The organism is Nocardia sp. NPDC050718, from assembly GCF_040654235.1.
In the GTDB taxonomy this organism is placed as follows: domain Bacteria; phylum Actinomycetota; class Actinomycetes; order Mycobacteriales; family Mycobacteriaceae; genus Nocardia.
In genome coordinates, this window is record NZ_JBFAHQ010000005.1 from 347914 (window position 1) to 364130 (window position 16217).

Here is a 16217-nt window from a genome sequence, read left to right on the forward strand (position 1 = left end):
TCGGCCCCGGAGAAAAACAGAGACGGAATCTTCGGTGGATGAGGGACACCGAAGACTCCGTCTACCCCTGTGATACTACCGGCGATTCGCGGTGCCCCGGGGAATCCATAGGCAATTCTCAGCTTCAGGTTGCCGCGCGAGTAACTTTTGTCCCCCGGCCACAACGACACGCGGAAGTTGTTGTGAGCCAACCGGCTCCGGCGAAGATCCGGGTAATCCCGGATTGCCGAATTGTCCGTTTTCGCGGATTCTGGAGAGGGTGACGCCCCCGCTCGATTCCGCCGCCTCTCCCCCGCCCCGCGCCGCGCGCACCCGGACCGTCCGGCCCGCCGCGCTGCTCGACCTGCGCGCGGGCGAGGTCGACGAGCTCCACTACCCCGCCGCCAGCGTGCTGGTCTTCGCCGGTGTGCCCGGCGCGGGCAAATCCACTGCGCTACACCGCTTCTTCGCCGCCGGACCGGAAGCCGAGCAGCCGGTGCGCACGGCCTCGGGCGCGCTGGTGCTCGATTCCAACCACACCCGCAACCGGCTCCGGCATCGGCTCGGCCTGCTGCCGTACCCGCTGTGGCGACCCCTGGTGCACCTGGCGCACTACCGCGCCATCCGCGCCGCGCTGCACACCGCCGAGGGACCGGTCGCCATCCACGACTGCGCCACCTTCGGCTGGAGCCGCAAGCTGATCGCGCGCTGGGCCCGCGAGGGTCGCCGGGAACTGCACATGGTGCTGATCGATGTGCCCGCGACGCAGGCCAGGGACGGGCAGATCACCCGGGGCAGGCGGGTCAACGGGGTGGCGTTCACCGCGCACTGCCGCCGGTGGGAACACATGATGCGCGACCTGGGCGCACGCGGCGAGGGACCGCTCCTGGTGTCGCCGTCACCGCTGGACTCGGCGTCGGTGGTGATCGTCGACCGCCCGACCCTGAGCACGGTCGCCCGCGTCACCTTCGACGCCGCCTGAGCCGGCCGCCGACCCGCGCTCGGCACGGCGCCACGCCCGGCACGGCGCGCGGGCGGCGTCGCCTCAGGGCACCAGTACCGTCAGCGCGCCCGGCATCGCCTGCACGGTGACCGGCAGCATCCCGGCGGGCTCGCCGTCAGCGGTGGCATAACCGCCGTCGGCGCTCACGGTGATCCGCCGGGCGCGGTAGCGCTTGGTCGACGGATGATCGATGCGCTTGCCCGCCGACAGCGCGGGCAGCAGCCGGGCCATCTCCAGCCGGGAGACCGCGCCGACCACGGTGATGTCGAGGTAGCCGTCGTCGGCGACCGCCTCCGGGCAGACCAGCATGCCGCCGCCGTAGGTGCGGGTGTTGCCCATCGGGGCCATCACGGCGTCGGTGTGCACGACCGTGTGCTCGCCCTCGGGGTTGTCGAGCGCGCCGGGCGCCAGGCCCGACAGCTCGATCGTGAACGGCAGCGTGTAGCCGCGCATCAGCTCGGCCACCGCGGCCACGGTGTAGCGCAGCGGCCCGCGCGGGTAGCGCATCTTGTTGGCGCGCAGGGTGACCCGCGCGTCGAACCCGGTGCCGACGACGGTGGCGAACCAGGTGGGTGTCGCGTACGTCGACTCGATCCGGCCGAGGTCGATGTGGCGGACCCGCCCGCGCAGCACGATGTCGGTGGCCGCCTCCGGGTTACCGGTGGGGATGCCGAGTTCCCTGGCCAGGTCGTTGCCGGTGCCCGCGGGGACGAGGCCCAGCGGCACCGTGCTGTGCGCGACCGCGGCCAGCAGCACGTTCATCAGCCCGTCGCCGCCGACGCAGAGCACCGCGTCGGGCCTGCGGAGCTCGCTGGTCACCGCCGCCCTGACCTGCTCGACGGATTCGGCCGCGCTGGGCGCGCGGACCTCGGCCACCTCGACGCCCTGCGCCAGCAACCGCTCCAGCACGGCCTCGGCGACGCCGTCGCCCCGGCCCGCGCCCGAATGCGGATTGGTGACGACGAGCACGCGTCGCACCGCGAGTTCACTCACGACTCCACCTCACCGGGACTCGGCGCCGTCGTGCGCGACCGCGCGCGACGGTTCTGGATCACTCGCCGAGACTCCCTCACGGCACCAGCTTTCCAGGATTCAGCACGCCGGCGGGGTCGAGTTCCCGCTTCACCGCGCGCAAGACACGAACACCCAGGTCACCGATCTCCGACTGCATCCACGGACGGTGGTCGGCGCCGACGGCGTGGTGATGGGTGATGGTGCCGCCCGCGGCGATGATCGCGTCGCCGACCGCCGACTTGGCGATCCGCCACTGCGCGATCGGATCGTCGAGCTGCTTGGCGACGATGGTGAAGTACAGCGAGGCGCCGGTCGGGTAGGTGTGCGAGATGTGGCACATCACCAGGGCGGGCGTGCCCTGCGCGCCGAGCGAATCCATCAGCGCCCCGGTCACCTTGGTCTTCAGGTTCGACAGGTTCGCCCAGGTGGTCGCGGTCTCCAGGGTCTCGCACAGCACGCCGACGTCGAGCAGCGCGTCCCGCAGGTACGGCGCGGCGAAGCGGCCGTGCTCCCACTGCTGGGCCGGCGCCTCACCCAGCGCGGTGCCACCGGCGGCGGTGAGCAGCCCGCTCGCCTCCAGCGCGCGGGCGGCGACGTGCGCCTCGGTGCCCTCGTAGGTGGTGATGGCCAGGCAGCCGGTGACCGGCGCGCCGCCGATGTCCCCGGAGCGGGCCAGGTTCAGCCCGGTCTCGGCCTCGTCGGACAGGCGAAGCACGGTCGGCGCGGCGCCGGTCTGCACCAGGGTGCGCAGCGCGGCGGCGCCGGTGGCGAAGTCGGGGAACGACCAGGCCTGGTAGGCCGTGGTCGCCGGGACCGGGTGCACGCGCAGCGTGACCGAGGTGATGATGCCCAGGGTGCCCTCGGAACCCACGAACAGCTCCCGCAGGTCCGGCCCGGCGGCCGAGGCGGGCGCGCGCCCGAGTTCCACGGTGCCCTGCGGAGTGGCGACGACCAGGCGCTCGACCATGTCGTCGAAGCGGCCGTAGCCCGCCGAGGCCTGACCGGACGACCTGGTCGCGGCGAACCCGCCGATGGTGGCGAATTCGAAGCTCTGCGGGAAGTGCCCCAGCGACAGCCCGTGCGCGCCGAGCAGCTTCTCGGCCTGCGGACCGGTGACGCCGGCGCCGAGCGTGGCGAGCCCGCTCACCGGGTCGACGCCGGTGAGGGTGTCGAGCCTGCGCAGATCCAGCGCGATGACGGTGTCGAACTGCCCGCGCACCGGGTCGACGCCACCGACCACGCTGGTGCCGCCGCCGAACGGGACGACCGCGACGGCGTGCTCGGAGCAGTAGGCCAGCAGCGCGAGGACCTGCGCGTGATCGGCCGGGAAGACGATGGCGTCCGGCGCGTCCTGCGGGCCGGTGGCCCGGCGCCGGAGCAGATCGGGGGTGCTCTTGCCGCCCGCGTGACGCAGCCGGGCGACATTCTCGGTACTGAGATTTTCGTCACCGACGATAGCGGCGATCCCGGCGCGGTCGGCGTCGGTGAGGGCGGCGGGGCGCAGCGGCACGTCGCCCTCGTCGCGACGCGCCACCGGCTCGCCCGAGATGCCGAACACCTGCGCGAGCAGGCCGCGGATCTGCGCCGACAGGGGCTGGTGTCCAGCGGGGACACCCCAGGCGTCCCACACCATACTCGGCGGCAGGGTGGCGGCACCGGAATTTTCGGGTTGCGTCTCGACCATGCGTTACATTCTGACATATAGTGTCAAGCAGTAACCAGTACGATATGTCCTCGAGTCGACATCCGATCGCTGTCGGATGTCACTGCCCCGCATTCACGACACCGACCCCGCTGGCCCGCTCGATACCCTTGAGCGTTCCAGCTCGACCACGGCGCCCCTTCCGGCGCCGCCGAACACACCGGGGTGAAGCACGATGATCGACATCGCAACCAACGCGGACGAGCAACTCTCGCCCACCGACGTGGCGATCCTCGATGCCACGCGCGCCTGTGTCGTCGATTTCGGTGTCCGTCGCACCACGCTCACCGAGGTGGCGCGCCGCGCCGGGGTCAGCAGGCCGACGGTGTACCGGCGCTGGCCCGACACCGGGTCGCTGATCGCCGAGCTCCTGGTCCGTGAGTTACGCACGATCGTCGGCGAGACCATGCCCGAGATCGGCCTCGGCCGGGATCGGCTGGTGCGCGGCATCGTCGCCGGTGCGGCCGCGATCCGGGCGAACGCGGTGTTCGCCAAGATCTTCCGGACCGACACCGACCTCATGCTCACCTATGTGTTCGGCAGGCTGGGGCGCAACCAGCGCACGCTGATCGAGCTGTTCGCGACCGCGATCCGGCTCGGCCACGACGACGGTTCGATCCGGGCGGGCGATGCCGAGCAGATGGCGACCATGCTGCTGCTCATCACCCAGTCCGCGGTGCAGTCCGCGGGCACGGTGGAGCCGCTGCTGGCCGGTGCGCAGTTCGACGCGGAGCTGTCGAGGGCGATCGAGGGTTACCTGCTCCCTCCTCGCGACAAGGACTGTGATGACTCCTGATTCGAAGGCCGCCCTGAACGCGACCCGCCGCACCGCCGACCTGACCGCGCTGGGCGATCGCCCCGAGGTCGACGTCCTGGTGATCGGCGGCGGCGTGACCGGCGCCGGCGTCGCGCTCGACGCCGCCTCCCGCGGACTGCGCACGCTGCTCATCGAGCGCACCGACTTCGCGTTCGGCACCAGCCGCTGGAGTTCGAAGCTGGTGCACGGCGGCCTGCGCTACCTGGCGAGCGGGCGGGTCGGCATCGCGCACGAGAGCGCGGTCGAGCGCGGCGTCATGCTGCGCACCACCGCGCCGCATCTCGTGCGCCCGCTGCCCCAGCTGGTGCCGCTGCTGCCCGGCATCAAGGCGTCCCAGAGTTCGCTCATCCGCGCGGGTTTCGCCGCCGGTGACGCGCTGCGCGTCGCCGCCCGCACCTCCGCCGACACCCTGCCCCGCTCCCGCCGCGTCGCCGCCGCCGAGGCGCTGCGCCTGGCCCCGACCGTGCGCCGCGATGGCCTGCGCGGCGGCCTGCAGGCCTGGGACGGTCAGCTCGTCGACGACGCGCGCCTGGTCGTCGCCCTGGCCCGCACCGCGGCCGCCCACGGCGCGACCGTGCTCACCAGGGCGGAAGCCGTGACGGCGAGCGGTGATTCGGTCCAGCTGCGCGACACGATCACCGGCGAGACGCTGACCGTGCGGGCCCGCGCCGTGATCAACGCGACCGGTGTGTGGGCGGGCGAGGTCGACCACAGCATCAAGCTGCGGCCCAGCCGCGGCACCCACCTGGTGTTCGACGCCGCCGCGTTCGGCGGCCTGAGCGCCGCGCTGACGGTGCCGGTCCCCGGCAGCATCAGCCGCTTCGTGTTCGCGCTGCCCGCCGCGCACGGCCGCGTCTACCTCGGTCTCACCGACGAGGAGGCGCCGGGCCCGATCCCCGACGAGCCGCAGCCCACCGAATCCGAGATCGACTTCCTGCTCGACACCATCAACACCGCGCTGCGGGAACCGTTGACCCGCGCCGATATCCGTGGCCGCTTCGCCGGTCTGCGCCCGCTGCTCGAGACCGCCGACGACAGCACGGCCGACATCTCCCGCGAGCACGCGGTCCTCACCTCCCCCGACGGCCTGATCACCGTCGTCGGCGGCAAGCTCACCACCTACCGCCAGATGGCGCAGGACGCCGTCGACGCCGCCATCGACCACGCGGGGCTGCCCGCCTCGGCCTGCCGGACGACCAGGCTCCCCCTGGTCGGCGCCGTCGCCGGCGCGGCCCGCGACCGCATCGACGCGCCCCCGGTCCTGATCGAGCGCTACGGCAGTGAAGCGGGCCGGATCGTCTCGGCGTGGCTGGCCGACCCGTCGCTGCGCGAGCCGGTCGCCCCCGGAATCGATGTCACCGCCGCCGAATTCGACTTCGCCATCAGCCACGAGGGCGCCCTCACCGTCGACGACCTGCTCGACCGCCGCACCCGCATCGGCCTGGTCCCCGAGGACCGCGCCGCCGCCACTCCCGCCGCCGAGGCCGCTTTCGCCAGGGCGGTCGTCGGCAGCTGACCGCGCCGCCCTGCACGGCTTCGCGCACTGGCCCGACCGACCGCCACCCCGGCGCGGCTGCGCGCACTGGCGCGACCGACCGCTACCCCGGCGCGGCTGCGCGCAACGGACCGACCGCTACCCCGGCACGGCTGCGCGCACTGGCGCGACCGACCGCTACCCCGGCGCGGCTGCGCGCAACGGACCGACCGACTGCCACCAGGGCGCGGCTTCGCACAGCGGTCCGACCGACTGCCACCTGGGCGCGGCTTCGCACAGCGGTCCGACCGACTGCCACCCCGGCGCGACGCGGCTGGTCCGGCGGACCGAGCCCCCCTGCGCCGATCGCCCGGCCGCTCGCATCGGCGGCCGGGCGACCGTCAGCCGTAGATCCAGGTGTCCAGGTCGGCACGCATGCAGGCGCGGGGCCATTCGTCGAGGCCGTGGGCGCTCTCGGCGGCGCGGATGGCGCGCAGCTCCGGTGTCTCGTCGGCGGCCGGGATGTAGGTGAACCCGAGCCGCTCGTAGTACGGGCCGTTCCACGGGACCTCGGTGAACGTGGTGAGGGTGATCTCGCGCAGCCCACGCTCTTTCGCCCAGCGGACGGCGTGGTCGATCAGGCGTTTGCCGATGCGCAGCCCGGCGTGGGCCGGGTCCACCGAGACCTGGTCCACGTGCGGCTCGCCGTCGACCATGCCGAGCACCAGGTAGCCGATGGCGCGGCCGGTGTCGTCGGGCCAGACCCAGGCGCGCCCCGCGGTGATGTAGTCGCGCAGGGTGTCGGCGTGCGGCGGGTCGTCGTCGGCGACCGCGGTCATGCCCACCGCGGCGAACGGGGCGCCTGCGCGCTGCTCGATCTCCTGCAGCACCGGGATCTCGGCCTCGGTCGCGGGCCGGAGGGGACCGCCGCTCGCCCGCGGTCGCTCGGCGATCCCCGACTCGTCGACGCCGGTCACCGCGCGTCCACCGGGGTGGCGAGGATGCCGTTGAGCATGGCGCGCAGCGCCCACCGGCCGCGCGCGTCGCCGTCGCCCGCGAGCATCTGCTCGCGCAGCGCGACGATCGTCGGGTAGCGCTCGGCGGGCAGTTCGGCGAAGCGCCCGCCGATCTCGGCGAGGTAGTCCGACTCGGTGCCGCCCTGGGTGTTGTAGGCCGCCTGCTCGGCCGCCTCGGCGGTGATGTGCAGATGGATCAGGTCGACGGCCCAGGAGGCGGTCGCCGGATCGAGGCCGCCCTCGCGCAGCAGCGCCAGCAGCTGTTCGATCAGGCCGAGCGCGTGTTCGGTGGTCGGGATCCGGCCGAACGCGACCAGTGCCAGCCCCTCGTGCCTGCCGAGCACCTCGATGGCGCGCTCGACGACGGCGGTCAGGCGCGCACGCCAGTCGCCGTCGGCGGGCGTGGTGACGGTGGACAGGACATGATCGAGCATGCCGGTCATCAGATCGTCGCGGTTGGCGACGTAGACGTAGAGCGACGCGGCGCCGGTGTCGAGTTCCTGGGCGACCCGGCGCATGGTGAGCGCGGCCAGGCCGTCGCTGTCGAGGATGCGCAGACCGGTCTCGATGACGACCTCGCGGCTCAACGGCGCCTTCGCCGGTCGGGCCCGGCGGCTGACGGGTGCGGCGTTCATGCGCCGATCATACGTGGGCGACGAACGACGTTTGACACGAACAATGTTCGTACGGCTCGATGGGCGACTCCCGCGGGCCTCGCTGTGCCCGCCCGCCGAGCGAACGGGTTGCCCGGCCTGCCGAAAACCGCTGCGCCAGTACCGCATCGATCCCGACTCCCTTCCGCGAAACCGCAGGTGGGCCCCTGTTCGCCCACTGTTCGCGGCCACATCCCGCAACCGCACGCGACGACTCGATCTATGCTGGCAAAGGCCAGTCCGACAAGGAGGCATTGATGCGCGCGCATTCGTCTACCGTGGCCATCGTGCCCGGTACCGGGATCGTCGCCCGATTCGGCGACGTCGTCATGTATCTCGCGGGTGAGACCCCGTCCACCGACCGACTACTCGGCGCGGTCGAAACCGTCGCGATGAGCACCGCGGCCTCCGCGCCCGGTGCCGCGCTGGCCCAGCGACTGGCCGGCGTCGTCTTCGGCGGCGCGTCCGCCCCGCCGCCGTTCGGCGTCCTCGCCCCGACCGCCGACGGGATGCTGATCCTGTTGCGCGGCGCGGTGATCGCCGAGATCTCCGGCGCCGAGGGCAACCGCCGCCTGGCCGGCGACCGCGCCTTCACCTGGGTCGACGAGATCATCCGCGAGCCCGTCCGCCGGATCGCGGTCGGCGCCGAGATGGCCGACCCGACCAGCGCCAATCCACGCACCGACCTGCGGGCCGGCATCGTCACCGGCAACGGATTCGTGCTCAACCTCGGACGGCGCCGCAATCCAGCGCCGCGCCGGGTCGAGGCGATCGACGAGCCGCCGCCCACCGAGGCCACCGGCTTCCGCGCCCTGCGCACACCGGCGGGTCACACCGAGAACGGGGAGGCCAGACCGGCGACCGCGGGTTTCGCCGTCCCCAGCGCCGAGGCCGGATCCTCCGGTCCGGCAACCGGTTTCGTGGCCGCCCCCGAGGTGGGTGATCCCAACGGCGAGACGGTGAGCACGGGCTCGCGCCCGGCGACCGTCGACGGTGAGACCGTCAGCACCGGTCCGCGCAATTCCCCCGCCACCAACGCGCCGCTGGCCTGGTCCCAGGCCCTGGACGCGGCGAAACGGGCCGAGCCCGTCGCCCTGGGGAAGTCCGGACCGCATCCCACCAGCTCGCGCGGCGCCCTCGTCACCGAGGACGGGCTGAGCTATCCGCTGGATCGGCCCTATGTCCTGGGCCGTAACCCCTCCGGCGACGAATCGGTGCGAGCCGCCGCCGCCACCCCCATCCTGATCGAACGCGACCGGCTCGTATCCCGGGTCCACGCCTTCGTCGCCCCCGACCGGGGCAAGGTGTTCGTCCGGGAGGCCCCCGCCACCTCCGGTACGTTCTTCGCCGCCCCCGACTCCGAACGCTGGTCGCGCGTCGGCACCCTGCCCATCGAACTGCAACCGGGCTGGCGCCTGCGCATCAACGATTTCCTGCTGACCTACTGCGTCTGAACCAGCTCATCGGGCCGAACTGTCCCGACGCCCGTGGTGTGCACGCTGTGCGTCCACGGGCGTCGGACCGCGATTCGGCTCAGGCCTCGAGGGCGTCCAGCAGTGCCGCGCGCTGGCGAGCACCGAGGCCGCCGATGCGGCGATCCTCGGGGATCTCGGCCTGATCCATCAGCTTGGCCGCCTTCACCGGGCCGACACCCGGCAGCGCCTTGATCACGGCGGCGACCTTGGTCTTCTTGACCAGGTCGTCGCTGTCGGCCTTCTTGAGCAGATCGGCGACGGTGACCTTGCCCTCCTTCACCTTGCCGATCAGTTCCGAGCGCGCCTTGCGCACGGCAGCCGCTTTGGCCAACGCCTCGGTGCGCTGTTCGGCGGTCATCGTAGGCAGTGCCATGTCTCCTCCGCTTCCACTCGTCACTCGAACATCTGATTGACGGACCGAGTAAACAGCAACCGAACGGCAGCACCAGTCCGACACACCGCGAGGATACGCCGATGAGTTTTGCGTGCTGGGCCCGTCGTAATGGGTGAACGACCTGCAAGACGGACGAAACGGACGAAAGGATCGGCGCCATGGAGCTCTCCCTGACCCAGTTCCTCACCATCGACGGCGTCTACCAGGCGCCCGGCGGGCCGCAGGAGGACACCGTCGACGGCTTCACCCACGGCGGCTGGTCGGCCCCCACCACCGGCGTGCTCATCGCGAGCCACCGCGCCGACGGGGCGCCGAAGTACGGCGATTTCTCCGCGGGGTGAGCCACGTAACACCACGCCCAGCTGCGACGAAACACCAGCAGAAGCACAAAACGGGACCAAGGTTCAACGGCGAACCACGGAGGATCAACGAAGCTCCTCGACCCCGGGCGCGACCGGTCACCGGTCGTCACCGTCTCCCCGTGACCGTGCGATGACAGCTACACAGTTGTGCGCCAGACGTTTCCGGCAGCGGCGGGTCGGCGAGAAATCCGGCCCGCGGTTGTGCTCTCCGCGGCTCCATGCGCAAGAATGACGCGACCCGGCGAACCCCTTTGCTACTTGGAGTTGCGATGCGCGAGGAACACCCGCTCGATGACGAGGTCGTTGCGTTGCCTGTCCGGGTCGAACGGGCCAGGCGGCGCATCGCCTACCAGTCCGATCCGGCCCTGACCGACGCACTGTCGGAAGACGAACTGCGCGCCGAGCGCGAGCTCGCCGAGAAGATCCGCACCTACGAGCGCGACCAGCGCTGGAAGCAGATCAAGGCCGCGTCCATGCACGCCGATCGGCTGCGCGAGACCACCGCCGAGATGGAGCGGGCGGAGATGGCGGACGTGATGCTGGCCCGCAAGGCCATCGCCGCCCAGCGCCGCGAATCCAACCCGCGCGCCCGGCTGGCCTCGCTCTACCAGCACCGCACCTGGTCGCTGCGCGCCCTGGCCGGCGTGGTCATCGCGGGCATGCTGTGGTCGGCGGTGAACGTCCAGCACAACATCGCCCCCGGCGGCCCGAGCGACCCGCTCTACTGGGCCAGCTTCGGCCTGGAGGCCATGATCAGCGTCTGCCTGGTCATCATCATGATCGGCACCACCCGGGTGGCCGAGTGGGGCGTGATGGGCAACCGCACCCAGGTGCTGGTCGCGGAACTGTTCCTGCTCTCGCTCACCATCGCCCTCAACACCTATCCCCACCTGAGCGCCAAGCACTGGTACGACGCCGCCGTCCACGCCGTGGCCCCGGTCATGATCGGCGTGGCCCTGATGATCCACAACGCCGCCAGCGCCCGCTACAGCACCGCCATCGCCCGCGCCTCCGCCGAGATCCCCTCCGACGACGCCGAGGACCTCCTCTCCGCGGCGCCCGCCTTCCGCGAGAGCTAGCGACAACCACACACCAAAAGAGGGCCCCTGCTCCAAGCTGGAGCAGGGGCCCTCTTTCGATGGCGCTGTGTTGGCTCTACGCCGACTTCTCGCGGCGCTCGGTGCGCTGGGTCTTGCGCGGGACGATCGTCGGGAGGACGTTCTCGGTGACGGTGTCGGCGTTCACGACCACTTTGGCGACGTCGTCGCGGCCGGGGATGTCGTACATCACCGGGAGCAGGACTTCCTCCATGATGGCGCGCAGGCCACGGGCACCGGTGCCGCGCAGGATCGCCTGGTCGGCGACGGCTTCGAGGGCGTCGGTGGTGAACTCGAGGTCGACGCCGTCCATCTCGAACAGCCGCACGTACTGCTTGACCAGCGCGTTCTTCGGCTCCGAGAGGATCTTGACCAGCGATTCCTTGTCCAGGTTGGTCACCGAGGCGACGACCGGCAGGCGGCCGATGAACTCGGGGATCAGGCCGAACTTGATCAGGTCCTCGGGCATCACGTCGGCGAAGTGGTCGTCGGTGTCGACCTCGGCCTTGGAGCGGACCTCGGCGCCGAAGCCGATGCCGCGGTGTCCGGTGCGGTCGGAGATGATCTTCTCCAGGCCCGCGAACGCGCCCGCCACGATGAACAGCACGTTGGTGGTGTCGATCTGGATGAACTCCTGGTGCGGGTGCTTGCGACCGCCCTGCGGCGGCACACTCGCCTGAGTGCCCTCCAGGATCTTCAGCAGCGCCTGCTGCACGCCCTCACCGGAGACATCGCGGGTGATCGACGGGTTCTCGCTCTTGCGGGCGATCTTGTCGACCTCGTCGATGTAGATGATGCCGGTCTCGGCGCGCTTGACGTCGTAGTCGGCGGCCTGGATGAGCTTCAGCAGGATGTTCTCGACGTCCTCACCGACGTAGCCCGCCTCGGTGAGCGCGGTGGCGTCGGCGATGGCGAACGGCACGTTCAGCATCTTCGCCAGCGTCTGCGCGAGGTAGGTCTTACCGCAGCCGGTGGGGCCGAGCATCAGGATGTTCGACTTGGCCAGCTCGACGGTCTCACCGCGGCTGTCGCGGCCCTTGTCGCCGGCCTGGATGCGCTTGTAGTGGTTGTAGACCGCGACCGCGAGGGTGCGCTTGGCCGTGTCCTGCCCGATGACGTAGTTCTCCAGGAAGTCCCGGATCTCCGACGGCTTGGGCAGCTCGTCGAGCTTGACCTCGCTCGACTCGGCCAGCTCTTCCTCGATGATCTCGTTGCAGAGGTCGATGCACTCGTCGCAGATATAGACCCCGGGGCCCGCAATGAGCTTCTTGACCTGCTTCTGGCTCTTTCCGCAGAACGAGCACTTGAGCAGATCGCCGCCGTCTCCGATGCGCGCCATCTCGTAGGTCCCTACTTCCTTGTCCGAGTGCGACCGTCGTCCCCCGATTGGGCCGGAAATACGTTTCGGTGCCGTCAATCAGAGCAGTGGTCCCTGAGTCGACCGTACCTGGTGTGCGCGAGAGAGGTCGACAACTCGCGCATGTTTCTGTGAAGCGTTGTGCGGGTTCTCACCATTGTGAGGCCCACGGTCGAAAAAAGATGGGCCCGCCGCCCAGATCGGGCGACGGGCCCGGGCGTGTCACTTCTGTCCGCTGAGCTTCCGGTAATCGAAGACCTGGTCGACGATGCCGTATTCCTTGGCCTCCTCGGCCGTCAGGATCTTGTCGCGGTCGGTGTCCTTGCGGACCTGCTCCTCGGACTTGCCGGTGTGGCGCGAGATGGTGACCTCCATCAGGCGGCGCATCCGCTCGATCTCGGCCGCGGCGATCTCGAGGTCGGACACCTGGCCCTGCACGCCGCCCGAGGACGGCTGGTGGATCAGGATGCGCGCGTTGGGCAGCGCGGCGCGCTTACCGGGCGCACCGGCGGCCAGCAGCACCGCGGCGGCCGAGGCGGCCTGACCCAGGCACACCGTCACCACGTCGGGGCGGACGTACTGCATGGTGTCGTAGATCGCCATCAGCGCGGTGAACGAGCCACCGGGCGAGTTGATGTACATGGTGATGTCGCGGTCGGGGTCCTGGGACTCCAGCACCAGCAGCTGCGCCATGATGTCGTTCGCCGAGACGTCGTCGACCTGGTTGCCCAGGAAGATGATGCGCTCCTCGAAGAGCTTGTTGTACGGGTCCGACGTCTTGACACCGAACGAGGTCTGCTCGGTGAACTGCGGCAGGATGTAGCGCGCCTGCGGGAGGCCCGCAGCGGAGCCGCCATGTCCGGCGCGCGGGTCGAAGAGGTTGGCCATCTTTATCTCCAAGCTTGTCTCGAGTGAGGGGGGACGGCGGCGTTACTTCGCCTGGTTCGCGTGGGTGACCACGTGGTCGATGAAGCCGTATTCGAGGGCTTCCTTCGCCGTGAACCAGCGGTCGCGGTCCGCGTCCTCGGTCACCTGCTCCACCGACTTGCCGGTGTGCAGCGACTGCAGCTCGTTGAGCTCGCGCTTGGTGTGGGCGAACTGCTCGGCCATGATCGCGATGTCGGCCGCCGAACCACCGATGCCCGCCGACGGCTGGTGCATCATGATCCGGGTGTGCGGCAGCGCGAAACGCTTGCCCTTGGTGCCCGCGGTCAGCAGGAACTGCCCCATCGACGCGGCCAGGCCCATCGCGACGGTCTTGATGTCGCACTCGGCGAACTGCATCGTGTCGTAGATGGCCATACCCGCGGTGACCGAGCCACCCGGGGAGTTGATGTAGAGCGAGATGTCCTTGGTCGGATCCTCGGCCGAGAGCAGCAGGATCTGCGCGCACAGCTTGTTCGCGATGTCATCGTCGACCTGCGTGCCGAGGAAGATGATGCGCTCGCGCAGCAGCCGCTCGTACACCGAATCACTGAGGTTGAGACCAGCAGTAGCGGCTGTCATGACCCCTGCCTGGTTGATTGTCACGGATACCTGCCTTCTCTTCTCACCGATTGCTACGGCCATACGGTTCGTCGTCACAAACAGTAACGAAGCAGGGCGGCACCGAACTCCCGGTACCGCCCTTCTTCGCTCACAGCGCAATCCAAGCACCCCGTGTGGGGTACCGGTCACACCGGCATCACAAAACTTATTCGGCGGCGGCCTCGACCTGCTCGGTCTCGGCGGAATCCGCGGGGTCACCGAACATTTCGGTGGTGTCCACCACGTTGCCCTCGGAGTCGGTGACCTTCACCTGGCCGACGACACCGGCCAGCGCCTTGCCACGACGGACGTCGGCGAACACCGCGCCCAGCTGACCGGCCTGCTGCACCTGCTGGATGAACTGCTCCGGCGACATGCCGTAGCGCTGGGCCTGGAACAGGATTCGCTCGGTCAGCTCCTGCTGGCCGACCTGGGTGTTCTCGGCCTCGGCGATGGCGTCGAGCAGCAGCTGGGTCTTCACCGACTTCTCGGCGGCTTCCTGGGTGTCCTTGTCGAACTCCTCGCGGGAGGAGCCCTGCGCCTCGAGCGCCTCGGCCAGCTTGGCCTCGTCGTGGTCGAAGCCGTGGACGGCGTCGTGCAGCACCGCGTCGACCTCGGCCTTGACGACGGCCTCGGGCAGCGGGACCTCGACGGTCTCGAGCAGGGTGTCGAGCACCTTGTCGCGGATCTGACCGGCCTGCTCGACCTTCTTGACGCGCTCGACGCGGCCCTTCAGGTCTTCCTTGAGCTCGTCGATGGTGTCGAATTCGCTGGCCAGCTGGGCGAACTCGTCGTCGGCCTCGGGCAGCTCGCGCTCCTTCACCGACTGCACGGTGACGGTGATGACGGCTTCCTTACCGGCGTGCTCGCCGGCGACCAGGGTGGAGGTGAACTCCTTCGACTCGCCGGCCGACAGACCGGTGATCGCCTCGTCGAGGCCCTCGATCAGCTGACCCGAACCGACCTCGTGCGACAGGCCGGTGGTGGCCGCCTCCGGCACGTCCTCGCCGTCGACGGTGGCCGACAGGTCGATCGAGACGAAGTCGCCGTCCTGCACGGCGCGCTCGACACCGGTCAGGGTGCCGAAACGCTGACGCAGCGAGGTGAGCTGCTGCTCGATGTCGGCGTCCTCGATGGTGAACGCGTCGACGGTGACCTCGAGGCCCGAGTAGTCCGGCAGCGCGATCTCGGGGCGCACGTCGACCTCGGCGGTGAACGCCAGCTCTTCGCCGTCCTCGATCTTGGTGATCTCGATCTCGGGCTGGCCGATGACCTTCACCTCGGCGGACTGCACGGCCTCGGCGTAGCGACCCGGCAGCGCGTCGTTGACGACCTGCTCCAGCACGGCGCCACGGCCGACACGGGTCTCGATCAGCTTGGCCGGAGCCTTGCCCGGACGGAAGCCGGGGATGCGGACCTGCTGGGCCAGCGCCTTGTACGCCTTGTCGAAGTCGGGCTTCAGCTCCTCGAAGGGCACCTCGACGTTGATCCGGACCCGGGTCGGGCTCAGCTGCTCGACGGTGCTCTTCACGGACATGCTCCTTGGTTCGTAGTTCAGTGGTGTCCCCGCATGGGACGTCGCGCCATGAATCGGTGCGACGAACGCATCCCGACCAGGGTAGTTGACCGCCTTCGCGGCCGTGCAATCGGCGGCTGTTTGGGCGGCGGCTAGCGGCCGACCTGCACCGCGTCGGTGACGAAGACCAGCGTCTCGTTCGGCGCGACGCCGTTGCCGCCCGCACCGTAGCCGAGGTTCGGCGGCACGATCAGCAGCCGGCGCGCGCCCTGCTGCACGCCGAGCAGACCCTGGTCCCAGCCCTCGATGACCTGGCCGGCGCCGAGGGTCAGCTGGAACGGCTTGCCACGCTTGAACGAGCTGTCCAGGGTCTCCTTGTCCGACCAGGTGACCAGCGCGTAGTTCATGGTCAGCGGCTGACCGGCGACCGCGCCGGGGCCGTTGCCCGCGACCAGGTCCTTGACGATCAGGGTCTTGGGCGGATCACAGGAGTCGGGAATCGTGATCTCCGGTGCGTCGCCGTAGCCACCGCTGACCTCGATGTCGTCGGCGGTGCATTCGCGGCCCTTGCTGGCCGTGGACTGGCCGGCGGCGGCGGTGCTGCTCGGCGAACTCGCCGAATCCGAGTCCGAGCCGCACGCCGCTGTCGCGATCGCGGCGGCCGCGACGAGTCCGATGCCGATGATCCTGCCGAGAGAATGCATGGCCCGCACAGTAATAGACCGCGGGCGCGGCGCCGGGAACGGGCACGGCGGTAGGCTCGGCGGTGCGTTTCTCCACCGGTGTCGCCGAGTGCCGAATCGGCGCCCCGTGCAGGTCCCGGCGGCGCGG

The 16217-nt window shown here is 70.3% G+C and carries 16 protein-coding genes; 6 read left to right on the plus strand and 10 right to left on the minus strand.

Going from position 1 to position 16217, the window contains the following annotated elements:
• The first annotated feature begins 259 nt into the window (after positions 1–259).
• The gene (locus tag AB0H54_RS24305) at positions 260–961 is read left to right on the plus strand and encodes an AAA family ATPase (RefSeq protein WP_357348083.1); all 702 of its coding nucleotides are present in this window, start codon (positions 260–262) and stop codon (positions 959–961) included.
• A 63-nt stretch (positions 962–1024) separates the two neighbouring features.
• Here the strand turns inward: AB0H54_RS24305 and AB0H54_RS24310 are convergent, their stop codons facing one another.
• Entirely contained in the window at positions 1025–1975 is a 951-nt protein-coding gene (locus tag AB0H54_RS24310) for a YegS/Rv2252/BmrU family lipid kinase (protein ID WP_357348085.1), read from the minus strand.
• A gap of 76 nt (positions 1976–2051) precedes the next feature.
• Positions 2052–3680: an FAD-binding oxidoreductase gene (locus AB0H54_RS24315; protein ID WP_357348087.1), complete on the minus strand. Its 1629-nt coding sequence runs from the start codon at positions 3678–3680 to the stop codon at positions 2052–2054.
• A gap of 193 nt (positions 3681–3873) precedes the next feature.
• Between AB0H54_RS24315 and AB0H54_RS24320 the strand changes: the two genes are divergently transcribed.
• The gene (locus AB0H54_RS24320) at positions 3874–4494 is read left to right on the plus strand and encodes a helix-turn-helix domain-containing protein (protein WP_316573868.1); all 621 of its coding nucleotides are present in this window, start codon (positions 3874–3876) and stop codon (positions 4492–4494) included.
• The gene (locus tag AB0H54_RS24325; RefSeq protein ID WP_357348089.1) at positions 4484–6031 is read left to right on the plus strand and encodes a glycerol-3-phosphate dehydrogenase/oxidase; all 1548 of its coding nucleotides are present in this window, start codon (positions 4484–4486) and stop codon (positions 6029–6031) included. The genes AB0H54_RS24320 and AB0H54_RS24325 overlap by 11 nt, the downstream gene beginning before the upstream one ends.
• 359 nt (positions 6032–6390) lie before the next feature.
• Here the strand turns inward: AB0H54_RS24325 and AB0H54_RS24330 are convergent, their stop codons facing one another.
• Together AB0H54_RS24330 and AB0H54_RS24335 are read right to left on the minus strand one after the other, a co-directional pair.
• Positions 6391–6966 (minus strand): GNAT family N-acetyltransferase, encoded by a 576-nt coding sequence (locus tag AB0H54_RS24330; RefSeq protein WP_357348091.1) that lies wholly within the window; start codon positions 6964–6966, stop codon positions 6391–6393.
• Positions 6963–7640, minus strand: coding sequence for a TetR/AcrR family transcriptional regulator (locus tag AB0H54_RS24335; RefSeq protein WP_355277103.1), 678 nt, complete (start codon positions 7638–7640; stop codon positions 6963–6965). The genes AB0H54_RS24330 and AB0H54_RS24335 overlap by 4 nt, the downstream gene beginning before the upstream one ends.
• Before the next feature lie 275 nt (positions 7641–7915).
• Between AB0H54_RS24335 and AB0H54_RS24340 the strand changes: the two genes are divergently transcribed.
• Positions 7916–9112 (plus strand): FHA domain-containing protein, encoded by a 1197-nt coding sequence (locus tag AB0H54_RS24340; protein WP_357348093.1) that lies wholly within the window; start codon positions 7916–7918, stop codon positions 9110–9112.
• 79 nt (positions 9113–9191) lie between these two features.
• Here the strand turns inward: AB0H54_RS24340 and mihF are convergent, their stop codons facing one another.
• The gene (gene mihF, locus AB0H54_RS24345) at positions 9192–9506 is read right to left on the minus strand and encodes an integration host factor, actinobacterial type (RefSeq protein ID WP_019045768.1); all 315 of its coding nucleotides are present in this window, start codon (positions 9504–9506) and stop codon (positions 9192–9194) included.
• 179 nt (positions 9507–9685) lie between these two features.
• Here mihF and AB0H54_RS24350 point away from each other — a divergent pair, with 179 nt between their 5' ends.
• Together AB0H54_RS24350 and AB0H54_RS24355 are read left to right on the plus strand one after the other, a co-directional pair.
• Complete coding sequence (locus AB0H54_RS24350; RefSeq protein ID WP_357348095.1) at positions 9686–9868, plus strand: hypothetical protein; 183 nt, start codon at positions 9686–9688, stop codon at positions 9866–9868.
• A 290-nt stretch (positions 9869–10158) separates the two neighbouring features.
• Positions 10159–10968, plus strand: coding sequence for a hypothetical protein (locus AB0H54_RS24355; RefSeq protein ID WP_357348097.1), 810 nt, complete (start codon positions 10159–10161; stop codon positions 10966–10968).
• 76 nt (positions 10969–11044) lie between these two features.
• On the opposite strand, the gene clpX is transcribed toward AB0H54_RS24355, so the two are convergent.
• The 5 genes from clpX to AB0H54_RS24380 all read right to left on the minus strand — a co-directional run bounded on the left by clpX (position 11045) and on the right by AB0H54_RS24380 (position 16090).
• Positions 11045–12325 (minus strand): ATP-dependent Clp protease ATP-binding subunit ClpX, encoded by a 1281-nt coding sequence (gene clpX / locus AB0H54_RS24360; protein ID WP_218721478.1) that lies wholly within the window; start codon positions 12323–12325, stop codon positions 11045–11047.
• A gap of 240 nt (positions 12326–12565) precedes the next feature.
• Complete coding sequence (locus AB0H54_RS24365) at positions 12566–13231, minus strand: ATP-dependent Clp protease proteolytic subunit (protein WP_218721479.1); 666 nt, start codon at positions 13229–13231, stop codon at positions 12566–12568.
• Positions 13232–13273: 42 nt separating this feature from the next.
• Positions 13274–13849 (minus strand): ATP-dependent Clp protease proteolytic subunit, encoded by a 576-nt coding sequence (locus AB0H54_RS24370; RefSeq protein ID WP_030202569.1) that lies wholly within the window; start codon positions 13847–13849, stop codon positions 13274–13276.
• A gap of 187 nt (positions 13850–14036) precedes the next feature.
• Positions 14037–15401, minus strand: a complete 1365-nt coding sequence (gene tig / locus AB0H54_RS24375) for a trigger factor (RefSeq protein ID WP_218721480.1) — start codon at positions 15399–15401, stop codon at positions 14037–14039.
• 137 nt (positions 15402–15538) lie between these two features.
• A complete protein-coding gene (locus tag AB0H54_RS24380; protein WP_357348100.1) occupies positions 15539–16090 on the minus strand; it encodes an FKBP-type peptidyl-prolyl cis-trans isomerase in 552 nt (183 codons plus the stop codon).
• Between the last annotated feature and the right edge of the window lie 127 nt (positions 16091–16217).

Coding starts and splice junctions, on each gene's coding strand:
- AB0H54_RS24315 (WP_357348087.1), bottom strand. CDS start 3,680: ATGGTCGAGACGCAACCCGAAAATTCCGGTGCCGCCACCCTGCCGCCG.
- AB0H54_RS24320 (WP_316573868.1), top strand. CDS start 3,874: ATGATCGACATCGCAACCAACGCGGACGAGCAACTCTCGCCCACCGAC.
- AB0H54_RS24335 (WP_355277103.1), bottom strand. CDS start 7,640: ATGAACGCCGCACCCGTCAGCCGCCGGGCCCGACCGGCGAAGGCGCCG.
- AB0H54_RS24355 (WP_357348097.1), top strand. CDS start 10,159: ATGCGCGAGGAACACCCGCTCGATGACGAGGTCGTTGCGTTGCCTGTC.
- AB0H54_RS24370 (WP_030202569.1), bottom strand. CDS start 13,849: ATGACAGCCGCTACTGCTGGTCTCAACCTCAGTGATTCGGTGTACGAG.
- AB0H54_RS24380 (WP_357348100.1), bottom strand. CDS start 16,090: ATGCATTCTCTCGGCAGGATCATCGGCATCGGACTCGTCGCGGCCGCC.
- AB0H54_RS24365 (WP_218721479.1), bottom strand. CDS start 13,231: ATGGCCAACCTCTTCGACCCGCGCGCCGGACATGGCGGCTCCGCTGCG.
- AB0H54_RS24340 (WP_357348093.1), top strand. CDS start 7,916: ATGCGCGCGCATTCGTCTACCGTGGCCATCGTGCCCGGTACCGGGATC.
- clpX (WP_218721478.1), bottom strand. CDS start 12,325: ATGGCGCGCATCGGAGACGGCGGCGATCTGCTCAAGTGCTCGTTCTGC.
- mihF (WP_019045768.1), bottom strand. CDS start 9,506: ATGGCACTGCCTACGATGACCGCCGAACAGCGCACCGAGGCGTTGGCC.
- AB0H54_RS24350 (WP_357348095.1), top strand. CDS start 9,686: ATGGAGCTCTCCCTGACCCAGTTCCTCACCATCGACGGCGTCTACCAG.
- AB0H54_RS24325 (WP_357348089.1), top strand. CDS start 4,484: ATGACTCCTGATTCGAAGGCCGCCCTGAACGCGACCCGCCGCACCGCC.